This window comes from Leisingera sp. ABM4_103 (genome assembly GCF_056158685.1).
In genome coordinates this window covers 2,220,138-2,236,696 of record NZ_JBSWTU010000005.1, presented here as the reverse complement: position 1 = coordinate 2,236,696, position 16,559 = coordinate 2,220,138, and the positions used below count along the sequence as shown (strand labels likewise).

Below are 16,559 nucleotides of genomic sequence, written 5' to 3'. Positions count from 1 at the left end.
CGGCACCCTGCCCTGTCCGGCCGTTCCGGAAAGGGTAAAACGAGATGAAAAGGACAAAATTTGCACTGCCGGCCGTCCTGGCCGCCGTCACTCTGGCCGCGGCCCCCGCCGCCGCGCAAAGCCGCAATTGCGCCCCCCGCGATGCGGTGGTGAAACGCCTGGCCGAGAAATACGGCGAAAGCCGCCAAAGCATCGGCATGGGCCAGCAAGGCATGGTGATGGAAACCTTTGCGTCGGACGAAACCGGCAGTTGGACCATCACCGTGACCACTCCCAACGGGATGACCTGCCTGGTCGCCTCCGGCCAGTCTTATGAGGTGCTTGCAGAAGCACTGCCAAAAGCAGACAGCGACGTCTGAGCAGTTATTGAGGCAGGTTTCCAGGCCGCGGTTACAGTGGCCGGGGACGCCACGGCGGGCTGCGCCTGAAGGGGGCTTCAGGCCAGCCCGTCCCAGATCAGCTTGCTGCCGGTCACCATCAGCAGCACATAGGTCAGCGCAAAGAACCAGCGCTCCGGGATGCTGTGATGCATCTTCACCCCCAGCCAGGCCCCGAGCAGCGCAAAGGGCGCCAGCATCAGATCCAGCATCAGCGTTTCACGTGTGAACAGCCCCAGCGCGGCATAGGGCACCGCCTTGGCAATGTTGATCGCCCAGAAAATCAGCACCGTGCTGGCCTGATACTCAGTCTTCCGTAACCTCAGGCTGAGGAGATAGACCGCCGCCGGCGGCCCGCCGGCATGGCTGACAAAACTGGTAAACCCCACTGCCAGACCGGCAGCGAGACCTGCAAGGCGCGAAAGCGGCCGCGCCGCCACGGCCCGCAACCCAAGCCGGGCGCGCAGCTGCCACAGCACGAACCCCACCGCCACCGCGCCGATCAGCACCCGCATCGCATCGGCATCGACCGAGGTGTAAAGCCACGCCCCCAGCGCCACCCCCGGCAGCCCGCCCGCTATCAGCAGCAGTGCGGCGCCCAGATTCCAGCGCCCCCAATAGGGTTTCAGCGTCGCCACGTCGATCAGCATCAACAGCGGAAGCATCAGCGCCAGCGCCATTCCCGGCTCCAGCACCAGCGCCAGAATCGCCGCCGAAGCAAAGGCCGCGCCGGAACCGAAACCGCCCTTGGAGACGCCCGCAAAAACGACCGCAGGAATGGCAAAAACGAAAAACATCGCATCAAATGCCGCCATAGCCCGCCCCTGAAAGCCCTGAATTAAAGACCGTTTAGCGGTATCACCTCGGCATACGCAAGTATACCGCACCCTATGCCGCAGCGCAGAACCCTTGCACGGCCCGGGTTTACGCCGTAGGCATCAGGAAATTTCAACCGGACCGGAGACATTTACCAATGGCACGACCCAAAATCGCCCTCATCGGCGCAGGTCAGATCGGCGGCACCCTCGCGCACCTCGCAGCCCTCAAGGAACTGGGCGACGTTGTTCTTTTCGACATCGCCGAAGGCACCCCCGAAGGCAAAGCGCTGGACATCGCGGAATCCGGTCCGTCCGAGGGCTTCGACGCCTCGCTGAAGGGCACCCAGTCCTATGAGGACATCGCAGGCGCCGACGTCTGCATCGTGACCGCCGGCGTGCCGCGCAAGCCGGGCATGAGCCGCGACGACCTGCTGGGCATCAACCTCAAGGTGATGAAATCCGTGGGTGAAGGCATCCGCGACCACGCGCCGGACGCTTTCGTGATCTGCATCACCAACCCGCTGGACGCGATGGTCTGGGCCCTGCGCGAGTTCTCCGGCCTGCCCCACAACAAGGTTTGCGGCATGGCCGGCGTGCTGGACTCCGCCCGCTTCCGCCACTTCCTGGCCGAGGAATTCGGCGTCTCCATGAAAGACGTCACCGCATTCGTGCTGGGCGGCCACGGCGACACCATGGTGCCGTCGGTGCGCTACTCCACCGTGGCCGGCATCCCGCTGCCCGACCTGGTCAAGATGGGCTGGACCACCCAGGACAAACTCGACGCCATCGTGCAACGCACCCGTGACGGCGGCGCCGAAATCGTCGGCCTGCTGAAAACCGGCTCCGCCTTCTATGCGCCGGCGACCTCGGCGATCGAAATGGCCGAAGCCTACCTGAAAGACCAGAAGCGCGTGCTGCCCTGCGCCGCCTATTGCACCGGTGAGATCGGCGTCAGCGACATGTATGTGGGCGTACCCACCGTGATCGGCGCCGGCGGCATCGAGAAGATCGTCGACATCCAGCTGACCGAAGAAGAGCAGACCATGTTCGACAACTCGGTCAACGCGGTGAAAGGCCTGGTCGAGGCCTGCAAGGGCATCGACAGCTCCCTGGCCTAAGCACAGCATCGAGCGACAGCTCAAAGGGCCCGCATCTGGCGGGCCCTTTTCTTTTGCCGCAGCGTCCCGGTCCGGCGGCTGACGCTTTTGGCCTATGATGCGGCGGCGGCGGCCTTCCGGCCAAGGCTCGAATCACCGCCGTTAAGCCTCCGGTAAATTGTGATCACACCCCCAAAACCTGTGATCACAAAACCTGAAAATCTTCACCATTTCCCCGCCTCCCGTCAAATAAGCCTTTAACACTTGGCTTTAACACGGCCTATTGAACAGCAGACAATTGCAGCCAGACGGGACAGTTTCAGATGAACATCCACGAATATCAGGCCAAAGCCCTTCTTCGCAACTACGGCGCACCGGTGTCCGACGGACGCGTGGTGCTGCGGGCCGAGGAAGCCAAAACCGCCGCCGGTGAGCTCGACGGACCGCTGTGGGTCGTGAAGGCACAGATCCACGCAGGCGGCCGCGGCAAAGGCTCCTTCAAGGAAGCCGATGCCGGCGAAAAAGGCGGCGTGCGCCTGACCAAATCGGTGGAGGAAGCTGCCGAAGAAGCCAAGAAGATGCTGGGCCGCACCCTGGTCACGCATCAGACCGGCCCGGCGGGCAAGCAGGTGAACCGCATCTACATCAAGGCCGGCTCCGGCATCGAGCGTGAACTGTACCTGGCGCTGCTGGTCGACCGCCAGACCTCGCGCATCTCCTTTGTCTGCTCCACCGAGGGCGGCATGGACATCGAGGAAGTGGCCGCCGCCACCCCGGAAAAGATCCTGTCCTTCTCCGTTGATCCGGCCACCGGCTACCAGGCCTACCACGGCCGCCGCATCGCGTTCTCGCTGGGTCTCGAAGGCCAGCAGGTCAAGCAGTGCGTCAAGCTGATGGGCCAGCTCTACAAAGCCTTCGTCGAGAAGGACATGGAGATGCTGGAGATCAACCCGCTGATCGTCAGCGACGACGGCAACCTCAAGGTGCTGGACGCAAAGGTCGGCTTTGACGGCAACGCGGTCTACCGCCATGCCGACGTCGCCGAGCTGCGCGACACCACCGAAGAAGACCCGAAAGAGCTGGAAGCCTCCAAATACGACCTGAACTACATCGCGCTGGACGGTGAGATCGGCTGCATGGTGAACGGTGCGGGCCTGGCGATGGCCACCATGGACATCATCAAGCTGTATGGTGCCGAGCCTGCCAACTTCCTCGACGTGGGCGGCGGCGCCACCAAGGAAAAGGTGACCGAAGCGTTCAAGATCATCACCTCCGACGAAAACGTCAAAGGCATCCTGGTCAACATCTTCGGCGGCATCATGCGCTGCGATGTGATCGCCGAGGGCGTGGTTGCCGCGGTCAAGGAAGTCGGCCTGAAGGTGCCGCTGGTGGTCCGCCTTGAAGGCACCAACGTCGAGAAAGGCAAGGAGATCATCAACACCTCCGGCCTCGACGTGATCGCCGCCGACGACCTCAAGGACGGCGCCGAGAAGATCGTGAAGGCGGTTAAGGGCTAAGGGCCAGATCCGGTGAAGGCGGCTGTCTACCTCATAGGCTTGCAGCAGGCGACGGGCCGGGCGGAGCTGATGCAGCGCGAGCTGGATCAGGCCGGGCTCTCGGCTGTGCGCATTGACGCGGTGGACAGCACCCAAGTCAGCCGCGAAGAGATGCTGCAGCAGTGCCGGCCTGAGGGCAACTGGGGCTACTTCCAGACCAAGGACATGGCCTGCACCCTGAGCCATGCCAAGGCCTGGGAGGCGTTCCTGGCGTCAGACGCCGATGTGGCGCTGATCCTGGAGGATGACGTCTTCCTGTCGCCCGACACCGGCGCCTGGCTGGCGGATCTCTCCTGGTGGCCGCAGGATGCCGGCATCGTCAAGTTCGAACGCTGGCGCAGCCGCAAGCTGCAGGTGGCGCTTGGCAGGGACGGCTTCACCCATCTGGGCCGCGAGGTGCGCCAGCTGCTGTCCCGCCACGCAGGCGGTGCGGCCTATGTGATCTCCCGCCGGGCGGCGCAGCACCTGCTGGACAGCCGCCCGTTCGAAATCACGCTGGACAACCTCCTGTTCAACTTTGACGCCTCGCTGCCTGCGCGCGGCATCAAGGTTTATCAGGTCCAGCCGGCGCTTGCCGAACAGGGCAACGAGGCCCCGGACGAGCACGCCATCGGCCCGGCGCGCCACCGGCCCAAGGGCTGGCCGCTGGTCCGCCAGAAATTCCGGCGCGGGATTTACGAGTTCCGCGGCGGCTTCCGAATACTTCCCAGTGTGGTCTTGGGGCGGGCCACTCTCGAAAAAATCCGCTTCGACGGCCGTTCTCTGGCCACCCCGCAGACCCAACACACACATACCGCTTGAAGGAACCAAAAACATGGCAGTCCTCATCGACGAAAACACCAAGGTCATCTGTCAGGGCTTCACCGGCTCGCAGGGCACTTTCCACTCCGAACAGGCCATCGCCTACGGCACCAAGATGGTCGGCGGCGTGACCCCCGGCAAAGGCGGCCAGACACACCTGAACCTGCCGGTCTTCAACTCCGTGCATGAAGCCAAGGCCAAAACCGAGGCCAACGCCTCTGTCATCTACGTGCCGCCGCCGTTCGCCGCGGATTCGATCCTGGAAGCCATCGACGCCGAGATGGAAGTGATCGTGGCGATCACCGAGGGCATCCCGGTTCTCGACATGATGAAGGTGAAGCGGGCGCTGGAGAACTCCAAGTCGGTGCTGATCGGCCCCAACTGCCCCGGCGTGATTACGCCCGACGCCTGCAAGATCGGCATCATGCCCGGCCACATCCACAAGCGCGGCACCGTCGGGGTTGTATCGCGCTCCGGCACGCTTACCTACGAGGCCGTGAAACAGACAACCGACGTTGGCCTGGGCCAGTCCACCTGTGTCGGTATCGGCGGCGACCCGATCAAGGGCACCGAGCATATCGACGTGCTGGAATGGTTCCTGGCCGATGACGAGACCGAGAGCATCATCATGATCGGCGAAATCGGCGGCTCTGCCGAAGAAGAGGCCGCGCAGTTCCTGGCCGATGAGGCCAAGAAGGGCCGCAAGAAGCCGGTTGCAGGCTTCATCGCCGGGCGCACCGCCCCTCCGGGCCGCCGCATGGGCCACGCGGGCGCGATTGTCGCCGGCGGCAAGGGCGGCGCCGAGGACAAGATCGAAGCGATGAAATCCGCAGGCATCGTGGTCGCCGAAAGCCCGGCCGGCCTTGGCGAAGCGGTTCTGAAAGCGATCGGCAAGTAATGCCTCTTTCCGCTTTGCATACCACAAAGCGGACAATGCCCGGCGGCCTCCGCCGGGCATCCCCTCCTGCCAGGGCAGCACATATAATTAAGGACCTCGCCGCCAATCCGGTGCGCCCCACCGGATTGGCCGCAAGGTTCTGCGGCACATTCATCCAATTGAAACTCCTGCGCACCACCCTGCCGGGAGTGGCCTAAGGCCAGAACAAATACGGTCCCAACCCGCAAGAGGCACCAAAATGACCGAACAAAGCCCCAACGACCTCTTCCGCGCCTCCTCCTTCATGCAGGGGCACAATGCGGAGTACCTGGAGCAACTCTATGCCCAGTACGCCAATGACCCGAACGCGGTGGATGCCGCCTGGGCGGAGTTCTTCCGCCAGATGGGCGATGCCGAGCTCGACGTGAAGGCCGAGGCCTCTGGCCCTTCCTGGGCGCGCAATGACTGGCCGCCGATGCCCGCCGATGACCTGACAGGCGCGCTGACCGGCGACTGGCCCGCCCCGGCTGAGGCCAAGGCGGCAGGCAAGAAGATCAAGGAAAAGGCCGCCGCCAAGGGCGTTGAGCTGACCGACGATCAGGTGCAGCGCGCGGTGCTGGACTCGATCCGCGCCCTGATGCTGATCCGCGCCTACCGGATCCGCGGCCACCTGGCGGCGGATCTCGACCCGCTGGGCATGCGTGCCGCCACCCCGCACCCTGAGCTGGACCCCAAGAGCTACGGCTTCACCGGCGGCGACATGGACCGGCCGATCTTCATTGACAATGTGCTCGGCCTGCAGGTCGCGACCATGCGCCAGATCGTCGACATCGTGAAGCGCACCTATTGCGGCACCTTTGCGCTGCAGTACATGCACATTTCCGACCCTGAGCAATCCGCCTGGCTGAAAGAGCGGATCGAGGGCTATGACAAGGAAATCACCTTCACCCGCGAGGGCCGCAAGGCGATCCTCAACAAGATGGTCGAGGCCGAGGGCTTCGAGAAATTCCTGCACGTCAAATACACCGGCACCAAGCGTTTCGGCCTTGATGGCGGTGAAAGCCTGATCCCGGCGATGGAACAGATCATCAAGCGCGGCGGCGCGCTGGGTGTGAAGGACATCGTGATCGGCATGCCGCACCGCGGCCGCCTGAACATCCTCGCCAACGTGATGCAGAAGCCCTACCGGGCGATCTTCAACGAATTCCAGGGCGGCAGCTTCAAACCCGAAGACGTGGACGGCTCCGGCGACGTGAAATACCACCTCGGCGCCTCCTCCGACCGCGAGTTCGACGGCAACAGTGTGCACCTTTCGCTGACCGCCAACCCCTCGCACCTTGAGGCGGTGAACCCGGTGGTTCTGGGCAAGGTCCGCGCCAAGCAGGACCAGCTGGGCGACGGCGAGCGCACCCAGGTGCTGCCGATCCTGCTGCACGGCGACGCGGCCTTTGCCGGCCAAGGCGTGGTGGCGGAATGCTTTGCGCTGTCGGGCCTGCGCGGCCACCGCACCGGCGGCACCATGCATATCGTGGTAAACAACCAGATCGGCTTCACCACCGCGCCGCATTTCTCGCGCTCCTCCCCCTACCCCACCGACAACGCGCTGGTGGTTGAGGCGCCGATCTTCCACGTGAACGGCGACGACCCGGAAGCGGTGGTGCATGCCGCGAAGGTGGCGACCGAATTCCGCCAGAAATTCCACAAGGACGTGGTCATCGACATCTTCTGCTACCGCCGCTTCGGTCACAACGAAGGCGACGAGCCGATGTTCACCAACCCCTTGATGTACAAGAAGATCAAGGGCCACAAGACCACCCTCACCCTCTACACCGACCGGCTGGTCAAGGACGGTCTGATCCCCGAGGGCGAGATCGAGGACATGAAGGCCGCCTTCCAGGCGCATCTGAACGAGGAGTTCGAAGCCGGCAAGGACTACAAGCCCAACAAGGCCGACTGGCTGGACGGGCGCTGGTCGCATCTCGACAAGAAGGACGCCGACTACCAGCGCGGCCGCACCGCGATCGAGCCTGAGACACTGTCCGAAATCGGCAAAGCGCTGAGCCAGGTGCCGGAGGGCTTCCCGCAGCACCGCACCGTTGGCCGCTTCCTGGACGCGCGCGGCAAAATGTTCGCGAACGGCGAAGGCTTTGACTGGGCCACCGGTGAGGCGCTCGCGTTTGGTTCACTGATGCTGGAAGGCTACCCGGTGCGGCTGGCAGGCCAGGACGCCACCCGCGGCACCTTCTCGCAGCGCCATTCCGGCATCGTCAACCAGGAGACCGAGGAGCGCTACTACCCGCTCAACAACATCCGCGCGGGCCAGGCCCAGTATGAGGTGATCAACTCGGCGCTCAGCGAATACGCGGTGCTGGGCTTTGAATACGGCTACTCGCTGGCGGAACCCAACGCGCTGACGCTCTGGGAAGCCCAGTTCGGCGACTTCGCCAACGGCGCCCAGATCATGTTCGACCAGTTCATCTCCTCCGGCGAGAGCAAATGGCTGCGGATGTCCGGCCTGGTCTGCCTGCTGCCCCACGGGTTCGAGGGCCAGGGGCCGGAGCACTCCTCCGCCCGCCTGGAGCGGTTCCTGCAGATGTGCGGCCAGGACAACTGGATCGTGGCCAACTGCACCACGCCTGCGAACTACTTCCACATCCTGCGCCGCCAGCTGCACCGCACCTTCCGCAAGCCGTTGGTTCTGATGACGCCGAAATCGCTGCTGCGCCACAAGCTGGCGGTCAGCAGCGCCGAGGATTTCACCACCGGTTCCAGCTTCCACCGGGTGCTGTGGGATGACGCCCAGAAAGGCAACTCCGACACCCAGCTGGTCGCCGACGACAAGATCAAGCGCGTCGTCATGTGCTCGGGCAAGGTCTACTACGACCTGCTGGAGGAACGCGACGCCCGCGGCATCGACGATGTCTACCTGATGCGGGTGGAGCAGTTCTATCCGTTCCCGGCGATCTCGATGGTGAAGGAGCTGGAACGCTTCAAGCAGGCGGAAATGGTCTGGTGCCAGGAAGAGCCCAAGAACCAGGGCGCCTGGACCTTCATCGAACCCAACATCGAATGGGTGCTGACCCGCATCGGCGCCAAGCACACCCGGCCGCTCTATGCCGGCCGCGCCACCTCGGCCTCGCCCGCAACCGGCCTGGCCAGCGAACACAAAGCCCAACAAGCAGCCCTCGTGAACGAAGCGCTGAGCATCTGAGGATAAAGAGACATGACAACCGAAGTCCGCGTACCCACCCTGGGCAAATCCGTGACCGAGGCCACCGTGGCCACCTGGTTCAAAAAACCCGGCGACGCCGTTTCCGCCGATGAAATGCTCTGCGAGCTGGAAACCGACAAGGTGACCGTTGAGGTGCCCTCCCCTGCGGCCGGCACCCTGGGCGAGATCGTCGCCGGTGAGGGCGAGACCGTCGGCGTTGATGCCCTGCTGGCCACCCTGACCGAGGCCAACGGCGCCGCCGCGGCCCCGGCCGCGCCTGCAAGCAAACCGTCGGAGGCACCGGCCCAGGCCGATGCGTCCTCCGGCGGCGGCAGCGCCCCGGTGCCGGTCATGGTTCCCGCGCTTGGCGAGTCCGTTTCCGAGGCCACCGTCTCCTCCTGGTTCAAGAAGGTGGGCGACAGCGTCGCGCAGGACGAGATGCTGTGCGAGCTGGAAACCGACAAGGTGTCCGTCGAGGTGCCCGCGCCTGCAGCCGGCGTGCTGACCGAAATCCTGGCCGAGGAAGGCGCGACCGTGAACGCCGGCGGCAAGCTGGCCGTCATGTCGGCGGGTGAAGCTGCGGCAGCAGGCGGCACGGATGCCGGACCCGCCGCAGAAGCTGCCAGCGGCACCTATACCGGCCCTGGCGCAGGCGTCAAAAACGCCCCCTCGGCGGAAAAGGCGATGGCAGAAGCCGGCATCGACGCCAGCCAGGTCAAGGGAACCGGGCGCGACGGGCGCATCATGAAGGAAGACGTCGCGGCCGCCCTCGCCGCCGCCAAGTCCGCACCGGCGTCTGCCCCGGCACCGGCCCAGGTGCGCGGCCCGGTCACTGCAGACGACGCCGCGCGCGAGGAGCGGGTCAAGATGACCCGCCTGCGCCAGACCATCGCCAAGCGCCTGAAGGACGCCCAGAACACCGCCGCGATCCTGACCACCTACAACGAGGTGGACATGACCGAGGTGATGGCGCTGCGCAACCAGTACAAGGATCAGTTCGAGAAGAAGCACGGCGTGCGTCTCGGCTTCATGTCCTTCTTCACCAAGGCCTGCTGCCACGCGCTGAAGGAAGTGCCGGAAGTCAACGCCGAGATCGACGGCACCGACATCGTCTACAAGAACTTCGTGCACATGGGCGTCGCCGCAGGCACCCCGCAGGGCCTGGTGGTGCCGGTGATCCGCGATGCCGACCGGATGTCCTTTGCCGAGATCGAAAAGGCGATCTCCGAGAAGGGCAAGCGCGCCCGTGACGGCAAGCTCAGCATGGCGGAAATGCAGGGCGGCACCTTCACCATCTCCAACGGCGGCGTCTACGGCTCGCTGATGTCCTCGCCGATCCTGAACCCGCCGCAGTCCGGCATCCTCGGCATGCACAAGATCCAGGACCGCCCGATGGTTGTGAACGGCGAGATCAAGATCCGCCCGATGATGTACCTGGCGCTGAGCTACGACCACCGCATCGTCGACGGCAAGGGCGCCGTGACCTTCCTGGTCCGCGTCAAGGAAGCGCTGGAGGATCCGCGGCGTTTGCTGATGGACCTGTAAACCTTTGAGGGGAAAGCCTAGCCAGCCCTACAAAATCAGCGCGCCCAAGATTGGTGAAAGACCCAGCTTTTGGGCGCGCTGGTGCGGTATTAAATGCCCCGATTGTGGACGCATTCAATCAACACTGGCTATGATGCGGACAAACCCTTGGAGGGGTGTGAATAAGACCGATTTTCACCTTTGCGGAACCTGCGGCACACACCTCTATCTGACCGGAAAATCCCGCCATTGGCGTTTCTTCCTAGTAGTCGTGCCCATTTTTTTCTCTGTAATGGTGCTCATCTCAATCGCATTTAGCTGGTTGGGCTGGGTGACAACTGAAGGCCCGAAAAAAGGTGCACCAACTTTCGGTGCCTTGCCTTTGATGATGATAACGATTTTCAGCGTGATAAGTGCCATCAACGGTCGCCGGGAAGAGGTCAAGAGCGTCAAACTTGAAGATGGCCAATTCCCATGACCCTCCCGCTCTGGGGCCTTGTCTGCCTCTCGATCCTCGCCCTGATCCACGTGAGCTGCGACAGCTTCCTCTTGAAGCTTTCGGTGGGCAACGCCTGGACCTCTGGCCCGCGCGACACCGCTGTCAGCCGCAGCGCGCTGGCGGGCCGGGCCCGGCGCGCCTTCACCAATTTCCTGGAAACCGCCCCGGTCTTCATCTGCCTGGCGCTGGTCGCGAAACTGGCTGGCCTGCACAGCGCGCTAATCACCGGCGGCATCTACACTTACCTCGCCGGCCGCGCCTTCTACCTGCCCGCCTACCTCAGCGGAGTGCCCTACCTGCGCACCGCAATCTGGCTCATCGCCACCAGCGGCCTTGCCGCGATGCTCGCGGGGGTGCTCCTCGCATGAGCTTTCACCTTTGCCCAAATACTCCGGGGGAGGCCCGCCAGGGCCGGGGGCAGCGCCCCCAGTCCGCAAACCTTGCCGCTGGCTCCACCTTTATTGAGTGGTATCAAAGCGCTCTCCAGCCAATCCGGGGCATCCTGCCTCCATCAAGGATAAAGGAGTAACACCTATGGCAACCCATGTACTCTGGCAGGCCGATGTGGCCGATTTCGACGCCTGGCTCACCGTGTTCCGGCAGGACAAGCGCAACCGTCAGGCCTCGGGCATCACCGACATGAATGTCTGGAGCGATCCGGACCGCAAGAACCACGCCGTGGCGCTGTTCGCGATCACCGACCTGGAAAAGGCCCGCGCCTTCTTCGGCTCGGAAGAATTGGCAATGCACCTTGAACGCGACGGGGTCACCAATATCTCGATCAAAATGCTGACCCCAGTTTGATCACACATTAACTATCCCCAAGCACGCATTCCGACAAAGAACGGAGCCGGGGCCAAAAGAGGAAACCGACTTATGTCCCAATATGACGTCATCGTAATCGGCGCCGGCCCCGGCGGCTATGTCTGCGCCATCCGCTGTGCCCAGCTGGGCCTGAAAACAGCGGTGGTCGAAGGCCGCGAGACCTTGGGCGGCACCTGCCTGAACGTGGGCTGCATCCCCTCCAAGGCGCTGCTGCACTCGACCCACCTGCTGCATGAGGCAGAGCACAACTTTGCCCATATGGGCCTCAAGGGCAAATCGCCGTCGGTCGATTGGGACCAGATGAAGGCCTACAAGGACGAGGTGATCGGCCAGAACACCGGCGGCATCGAATTCCTGTTCAAGAAGAACAAGATCGACTGGATCAAGGGCTGGGCCTCGATCCCCGCGGCGGGCAAGGTGCAGGTCGGCGACGACGTGCATGAGGCCAAGAACATCGTGATCGCTTCCGGCTCGGTCCCCGCCTCCATTCCGGGCGTGGAGATCGACGAGAAGATCGTGGTCTCCTCCACCGGCGCGCTGGAACTGCCGAAGATCCCCAAGAAACTGGCGGTGATCGGCGCCGGCGTGATCGGACTGGAGCTGGGCTCGGTCTATGCCCGCCTCGGCTCCGAGGTGACCGTGGTGGAATACATGGACGCGGTCTGCCCCGGCATGGACAAGGACGTGCAGCGCTCCTTCAAGCGGATCCTGGAGAAACAGGGCCTCAACATCATCCTGGGGGCTGCCGTTCAGGGGGTGGAAACCTCCAAAACCAAGGCCAAGGTGAAATACCAGCCCAAGAAGGGCGGCGACGAGGTCACGCTGGACGCCGATGTGGTGCTGGTCGCCACGGGCCGCAAACCCTATAGCGAAGGCCTGGGGCTGGACGATCTGGGCATCAAGATGACCGAACGCGGCCAGATCGCTACTGACGGCCATTGGGCCACCAACATCAAGGGCATCTATGCCATCGGCGATGTGATCGAAGGCCCGATGCTGGCCCACAAGGCCGAGGATGAGGGCATGGCCGTGGCCGAGGTGATCGCGGGCAAGCACGGCCACGTGAACTATGGCGTCATTCCGGGCGTCGTCTACACCACGCCGGAAGTGGCCACCGTGGGCGCGACCGAGGACGCGCTGAAAGCCGAGGGGAAGAAGATCAAGGTCGGCAAGTTCATGTTCATGGGCAACGCCCGCGCCAAGGCGGTGCACCAGGCCGAGGGCGGTTTCGTCAAGATCATCGCCGACAAGGAAACCGACCGCATCCTGGGCGCAGCGATCATCGGCCCGGCGGCGGGCGACCTGATCCACGAGCTGTGCGTGGCGATGGAATTCGGCGCTTCGGCTGAGGATGTGGCGCTGACCTGCCACGCGCATCCGACCTACTCGGAAGCCGTGCGCGAGGCCGCGCTGGCCTGCGGCGACGGGCCGATCCACAGCTGAGCCGGGCAGGATTGAAAACACCGGAGGGCAGCTCGCCGCAGCTGCCCTTTTTCATTTGGCAAGCTGCGCCTTTGCCTCTTTACTGCTCCTGGATTTCAACCCGCCGGAGGCACTGCCATGGCCGTTTCACTGCAAGTCATCTACCCCGTCACAGAGGGCACCAACTTCGACCACGCCTATTATGCGGACACCCATTTGAAGATCGTAGAAGAGACTATGGGCGCGCGCATCCAGACGCTTGTGGTCACCAAAGGGCTGGCGGGGGGGCCGGACAAGCCGGCACCGTTTTATGCCATTGCCACGATGACCTTTGCCGACCAGGCCGCCATGGACGCCGCGATGAAGGCCGCAGGCCCCGCGCTGGAGGACATCCCGAACTTCACCGATGTGAAGCCCCAGATGCTGATTGGCGAGGTCATCAGCTGACAGGCCGCTCACCGGCAGCGCAACAGGCAGCCAGGGGGCGCAGCCTCACTGGCTGCAAAATTCTTCAAAGAATTTTGCCAAAGGATGTTCGAACGTCCTTGAGCGCCCCGCCGTCGGCTCACCACATGGTTTTGGCGGCCCGGGCGCTCCAGCTTTGATCGTACTCAGCCCCGCCTTCCTCGCCAGCCGTCTGTTCGGCCAGGATCTCGCCCATGGTCGGCAGGCCGGCGCTTTCGTCGGTGCCGCTCCAGGTGCCCGCCCGCAGCAGGGCACGGGCGCATTGAGAATAAATCTCACCGATCGAGATCACGATCACCGTGGCGGGCAGCTTGCCGTTCTTCCCGAAACGCGCGCGCAGATCCGGGTCGGCGGTCAGCCGGGCAGTGCCATTGACGCGCACCACGTTGTTCGATCCCGGCACCAGGAACATCAGCGAAACGCGCCCGTCGCGCACGATGTTGCGCAAGCTGTCCAGCCGGTTGTTGCCGCGCCAGTCAGGCAGCGCGAGGGTGCCCGGATCCAGCTCCTGCACCACCGGGCCGTCATCGCCGCGCGGGCTGTCGTCGGTTCCTTCCGGGCCGACGGTCGCCAGCATGCACAGTTTCGACGCCATGATCCATTTGCGGTAAAGCGGTGTCAGCTGCCGCGCCACCTTACGTAAAGAAGGCGCTCCCGGTTCCCCGTAAAGCGCCTCCAGATCTTCAATGCTGCTGAGGTATTGCATCCGGTTCAAATCCCGCTTCTCTCATCAATTCGTCCGAGCGCTGCTCCACCCGGTTTTCCAGCTGCGCCATGAAGTCTTCCCGGTCCATTCCCGGCTGCATCGGGTCGAGGAACTCCACCACTGCCAGGCCCGGCTTGCGGTAAATCCCGGTACGCGGCCAGAACACGCCGACATTGGTGGCAGCCGGGACGCAGGGCTGGTCCAGGCCCTCGTACAGCACCGCGGTGCCGATCTTGTAGGGTTTGCGGGCACCGGGCGCCACACGGGTGCCCTGGGAATAGATGATCAGCTGGCCCGGCACGTGGCTTTGCAGCGCCACGTCCTTGACCATCTTGGCAATCGCTGCGCCGCGTTTGCCGCGGTTCACCGGCACGCAGCCCAGACGCTTGGCATAGACGCCAATTACAGGCGTCCACATCAGTTCGCGCTTCATGATAAAACGGGCGGACGGCACCGCATTGAAGATGATCAGGATGTCCAGAAAGCTCTGGTGCTTGGCCGCGACGATCACCTCGCCGGTTGGCACCTGGCCGCGCACCTCGGTGCGGATGCCAACCATCCAGCGGGCAGTCCACAGCGCCCAGCGGGCAAAGCTCTTGCAGGCCGTGCGGGCCCCCCTCGGCGAAGCCATCGCCCAAGGTGCGAACACGACGCCCAGCACCAGCATCGCCAGATACATCTGCACGATGAACACAAAGGAGCGCAACCATTGGACCGGGTTCTTCAAGACAGTTCTCCCAAACGTTTGGTGGCGGCACGGGTGGTGGCGGCAAAGGCCACCAGCGCGCCCAGCGGCGGGATAAGGAGCGGCACCAGCCAGCCCCAGCCCTGAAAGCCAAGGCCGGTGAGGAAGCCGCCCTCATCCGAGGCTTCCGGCATCAGCCAGACCCCGATCATGCCCAATGCCACCCCCGCTGCGGCGCCGGTCAGCGCCCGCAGGGTAAAGCGGCGGATGAAGGCCTGGGCGATATAGCTGTCCAGCGCCCCGACCAGGCGCAGCACTTCGATAACCTGCGCATTGGCGGCCAGTGCCGCATTGGCGGCGAGGGTGATCATCGCCGCCGTTGCGCCGCCGATCAGCAGGATCGACACCCAGGCCAGCCGGCGCAGCGAGCGCGCCGCATCCACCAGCGGCTCGCGCCAGCGGGTGTGATCGTCCAGCACCGCGCCGGGCACCTCGGCCTGCAGCCGCAGCCGAAGCCCCTGGGCGTCATAACCGGGATCATCCGCGGTCACCTCGATCAGCTGCGGCAGCGGCAGGCTGCCCGCTGGCAGGCTGGAGCCGAACCAGGGCGCCAGCAGCGCCGCCTGCTCCTCACCGCTCAGGGCGCGGGCGGTGGCCACCCCCGGCGTCTGGCGCAGGATTTCCAGCGCCGCCTCGGTCTGTGCCGCGCGCTGCTCTGCCGGCGCGTTGATGCGCAGCGTGGCCGCGCGCGCCAGCTCCGAGGCCCAGCGGTCGGCCAGGCGGCCCGAGGCCATTGACAGGGCCAGCGCAAACACCGCCAGGAACGCCATAGCACCTGCGACGAACACCGTCAGCTGCGCGGTAAAACCGGTCGGCGGCACCACTCGGTTGGCCTGGGTGTCGCCCAGGATCAGCTTGCTCAGCTTACTGTCGGTCATAGATCCGCCCCCGCCAGCTGCAATTGCCGGTTGGAGATCCGCAGCACCCGCGCCTGCACCTGGTTCTTGGCGGCACGGATCAGCGACAGGTCGTGGGTGGCGACCAGGATCGTCTTGCCCATCCGGTTCAGCTCGACCAGGAGCTGCAGCAGCCGCTGCGACATTTCCCAGTCGACGTTGCCGGTGGGCTCATCGGCGATGATCACATCCGGCGACAGGATCACCGACCGCGCCAGCGCCGCCCGCTGGCGTTCACCGCCCGACAGCTCCGGCGGCAGCGCATGGGCGCGTTCCGACAGGCCGACCCAACTCAGAAGCTCGCTCAGGTTGGCCTCCTCGTGGTTCAGCTCGCGGCCCGAGACCAGCAGCGGCAGGGCGATGTTCTCGATCACAGGCAGGTGGTCCAGAAACCGGCAGTCCTGATGCACCACGCCGACACGGCGGCGCAGATAGGCCATCTGGTCGCGGTCCAGACCGTGCACATCCATGTTGAACGCGCGCACCCGCCCTGATGTCGGGGTCAGCGCGCCGTAGCAGAGTTTCAGCAGCGTGGTCTTGCCCGCTCCGGACGGCCCGGTCAGAAAATGGAAGGAGCCCGGCGCCAGCTGCACCGACACGGCATCCAGCAGCTCGCCGCCGCCGTAGTTGTAGCCCACATTTTCCAGCTCGATCACTGCCGCCCCCTGAATGCGCCTCAAACTTGCGCCCCGGTATTTTGCTCCGGTGTTTTGCCCCAAGGGGGCCGCAGTTTCAATGGG

17 protein-coding genes are annotated in these 16,559 nt (G+C 64.3%); 12 read left to right on the top strand and 5 right to left on the bottom strand.

The genetic code is table 11. The features are described 5' to 3' along the window. Window positions 1-44 precede the first annotated feature (44 nt). The gene (locus tag ACXAED_RS12555) at window positions 45-359 is read left to right on the top strand and encodes a hypothetical protein (protein ID WP_475050217.1); all 315 of its coding nucleotides are present in this window, start codon (window positions 45-47) and stop codon (window positions 357-359) included. A gap of 77 nt (window positions 360-436) precedes the next feature. Here the strand turns inward: ACXAED_RS12555 and ACXAED_RS12550 are convergent, their stop codons facing one another. Continuing rightward, the gene (locus tag ACXAED_RS12550) at window positions 437-1,192 is read right to left on the bottom strand and encodes a sulfite exporter TauE/SafE family protein (protein WP_475050215.1); all 756 of its coding nucleotides are present in this window, start codon (window positions 1,190-1,192) and stop codon (window positions 437-439) included. Window positions 1,193-1,350: 158 nt separating this feature from the next. On the opposite strand from ACXAED_RS12550, the gene mdh reads away from it, so the two are divergent. The 11 genes from mdh to ACXAED_RS12495 all read left to right on the top strand — a co-directional run bounded on the left by mdh (window position 1,351) and on the right by ACXAED_RS12495 (window position 13,454). Beyond that, a complete protein-coding gene (gene mdh / locus ACXAED_RS12545; RefSeq protein WP_259968620.1) occupies window positions 1,351-2,313 on the top strand; it encodes a malate dehydrogenase in 963 nt (320 codons plus the stop codon). A gap of 302 nt (window positions 2,314-2,615) precedes the next feature. Then, the gene (gene sucC / locus ACXAED_RS12540) at window positions 2,616-3,809 is read left to right on the top strand and encodes an ADP-forming succinate--CoA ligase subunit beta (protein WP_475050213.1); all 1,194 of its coding nucleotides are present in this window, start codon (window positions 2,616-2,618) and stop codon (window positions 3,807-3,809) included. 12 nt (window positions 3,810-3,821) lie between these two features. After that, window positions 3,822-4,649 carry a glycosyltransferase family 25 protein gene (locus tag ACXAED_RS12535; protein ID WP_475050211.1) on the top strand — a complete coding sequence of 276 codons (828 nt, stop codon included), beginning with the start codon at window positions 3,822-3,824 and terminating at the stop codon, window positions 4,647-4,649. Window positions 4,650-4,662: 13 nt separating this feature from the next. Then, complete coding sequence (sucD, locus tag ACXAED_RS12530) at window positions 4,663-5,547, top strand: succinate--CoA ligase subunit alpha (RefSeq protein WP_027235115.1); 885 nt, start codon at window positions 4,663-4,665, stop codon at window positions 5,545-5,547. 238 nt (window positions 5,548-5,785) lie between these two features. Next, a complete protein-coding gene (locus tag ACXAED_RS12525) occupies window positions 5,786-8,737 on the top strand; it encodes a 2-oxoglutarate dehydrogenase E1 component (RefSeq protein ID WP_475050207.1) in 2,952 nt (983 codons plus the stop codon). Window positions 8,738-8,749: 12 nt separating this feature from the next. Next, window positions 8,750-10,282, top strand: coding sequence for a 2-oxoglutarate dehydrogenase complex dihydrolipoyllysine-residue succinyltransferase (odhB, locus tag ACXAED_RS12520; protein WP_475050204.1), 1,533 nt, complete (start codon window positions 8,750-8,752; stop codon window positions 10,280-10,282). Window positions 10,283-10,439: 157 nt separating this feature from the next. After that, window positions 10,440-10,739, top strand: coding sequence for a hypothetical protein (locus ACXAED_RS12515; RefSeq protein WP_475050202.1), 300 nt, complete (start codon window positions 10,440-10,442; stop codon window positions 10,737-10,739). Continuing rightward, window positions 10,736-11,128, top strand: coding sequence for an MAPEG family protein (locus ACXAED_RS12510; RefSeq protein WP_475050199.1), 393 nt, complete (start codon window positions 10,736-10,738; stop codon window positions 11,126-11,128). The genes ACXAED_RS12515 and ACXAED_RS12510 overlap by 4 nt, the downstream gene beginning before the upstream one ends. A gap of 166 nt (window positions 11,129-11,294) precedes the next feature. Continuing rightward, window positions 11,295-11,564 (top strand): hypothetical protein, encoded by a 270-nt coding sequence (locus tag ACXAED_RS12505; RefSeq protein WP_259968614.1) that lies wholly within the window; start codon window positions 11,295-11,297, stop codon window positions 11,562-11,564. A 72-nt stretch (window positions 11,565-11,636) separates the two neighbouring features. Beyond that, window positions 11,637-13,028, top strand: a complete 1,392-nt coding sequence (gene lpdA / locus ACXAED_RS12500; protein WP_475050196.1) for a dihydrolipoyl dehydrogenase — start codon at window positions 11,637-11,639, stop codon at window positions 13,026-13,028. 117 nt (window positions 13,029-13,145) lie between these two features. Then, entirely contained in the window at window positions 13,146-13,454 is a 309-nt protein-coding gene (locus ACXAED_RS12495) for an EthD family reductase (protein WP_475050193.1), read from the top strand. 118 nt (window positions 13,455-13,572) lie between these two features. Here ACXAED_RS12495 and ACXAED_RS12490 read toward each other — a convergent pair whose 3' ends face one another. Genes ACXAED_RS12490 through ACXAED_RS12475 form a run of 4 tightly spaced genes read right to left on the bottom strand, consistent with a single transcriptional unit; the run spans window position 13,573 to window position 16,475 of the window. Continuing rightward, window positions 13,573-14,178, bottom strand: coding sequence for a pyridoxamine 5'-phosphate oxidase family protein (locus ACXAED_RS12490; RefSeq protein ID WP_475050190.1), 606 nt, complete (start codon window positions 14,176-14,178; stop codon window positions 13,573-13,575). Beyond that, entirely contained in the window at window positions 14,156-14,905 is a 750-nt protein-coding gene (locus tag ACXAED_RS12485; protein WP_475050188.1) for a lysophospholipid acyltransferase family protein, read from the bottom strand. Before ACXAED_RS12485 ends, ACXAED_RS12490 begins: the two co-directional genes overlap by 23 nt. Beyond that, window positions 14,902-15,801, bottom strand: coding sequence for a cell division protein FtsX (locus ACXAED_RS12480; protein ID WP_475050186.1), 900 nt, complete (start codon window positions 15,799-15,801; stop codon window positions 14,902-14,904). The genes ACXAED_RS12485 and ACXAED_RS12480 overlap by 4 nt, the downstream gene beginning before the upstream one ends. After that, window positions 15,798-16,475: a cell division ATP-binding protein FtsE gene (locus ACXAED_RS12475; protein WP_475050183.1), complete on the bottom strand. Its 678-nt coding sequence runs from the start codon at window positions 16,473-16,475 to the stop codon at window positions 15,798-15,800. The genes ACXAED_RS12480 and ACXAED_RS12475 overlap by 4 nt, the downstream gene beginning before the upstream one ends. Window positions 16,476-16,559: the final 84 nt, after the last annotated feature.

Coding starts and splice junctions, on each gene's coding strand:
- ACXAED_RS12480 (WP_475050186.1), bottom strand. CDS start 15,801: ATGACCGACAGTAAGCTGAGCAAGCTGATCCTGGGCGACACCCAGGCC.
- ACXAED_RS12505 (WP_259968614.1), top strand. CDS start 11,295: ATGGCAACCCATGTACTCTGGCAGGCCGATGTGGCCGATTTCGACGCC.
- ACXAED_RS12555 (WP_475050217.1), top strand. CDS start 45: ATGAAAAGGACAAAATTTGCACTGCCGGCCGTCCTGGCCGCCGTCACT.
- ACXAED_RS12490 (WP_475050190.1), bottom strand. CDS start 14,178: ATGCAATACCTCAGCAGCATTGAAGATCTGGAGGCGCTTTACGGGGAA.
- mdh (WP_259968620.1), top strand. CDS start 1,351: ATGGCACGACCCAAAATCGCCCTCATCGGCGCAGGTCAGATCGGCGGC.
- ACXAED_RS12525 (WP_475050207.1), top strand. CDS start 5,786: ATGACCGAACAAAGCCCCAACGACCTCTTCCGCGCCTCCTCCTTCATG.
- ACXAED_RS12495 (WP_475050193.1), top strand. CDS start 13,146: ATGGCCGTTTCACTGCAAGTCATCTACCCCGTCACAGAGGGCACCAAC.
- sucC (WP_475050213.1), top strand. CDS start 2,616: ATGAACATCCACGAATATCAGGCCAAAGCCCTTCTTCGCAACTACGGC.
- odhB (WP_475050204.1), top strand. CDS start 8,750: ATGACAACCGAAGTCCGCGTACCCACCCTGGGCAAATCCGTGACCGAG.
- ACXAED_RS12510 (WP_475050199.1), top strand. CDS start 10,736: ATGACCCTCCCGCTCTGGGGCCTTGTCTGCCTCTCGATCCTCGCCCTG.
- lpdA (WP_475050196.1), top strand. CDS start 11,637: ATGTCCCAATATGACGTCATCGTAATCGGCGCCGGCCCCGGCGGCTAT.
- sucD (WP_027235115.1), top strand. CDS start 4,663: ATGGCAGTCCTCATCGACGAAAACACCAAGGTCATCTGTCAGGGCTTC.
- ACXAED_RS12550 (WP_475050215.1), bottom strand. CDS start 1,192: ATGGCGGCATTTGATGCGATGTTTTTCGTTTTTGCCATTCCTGCGGTC.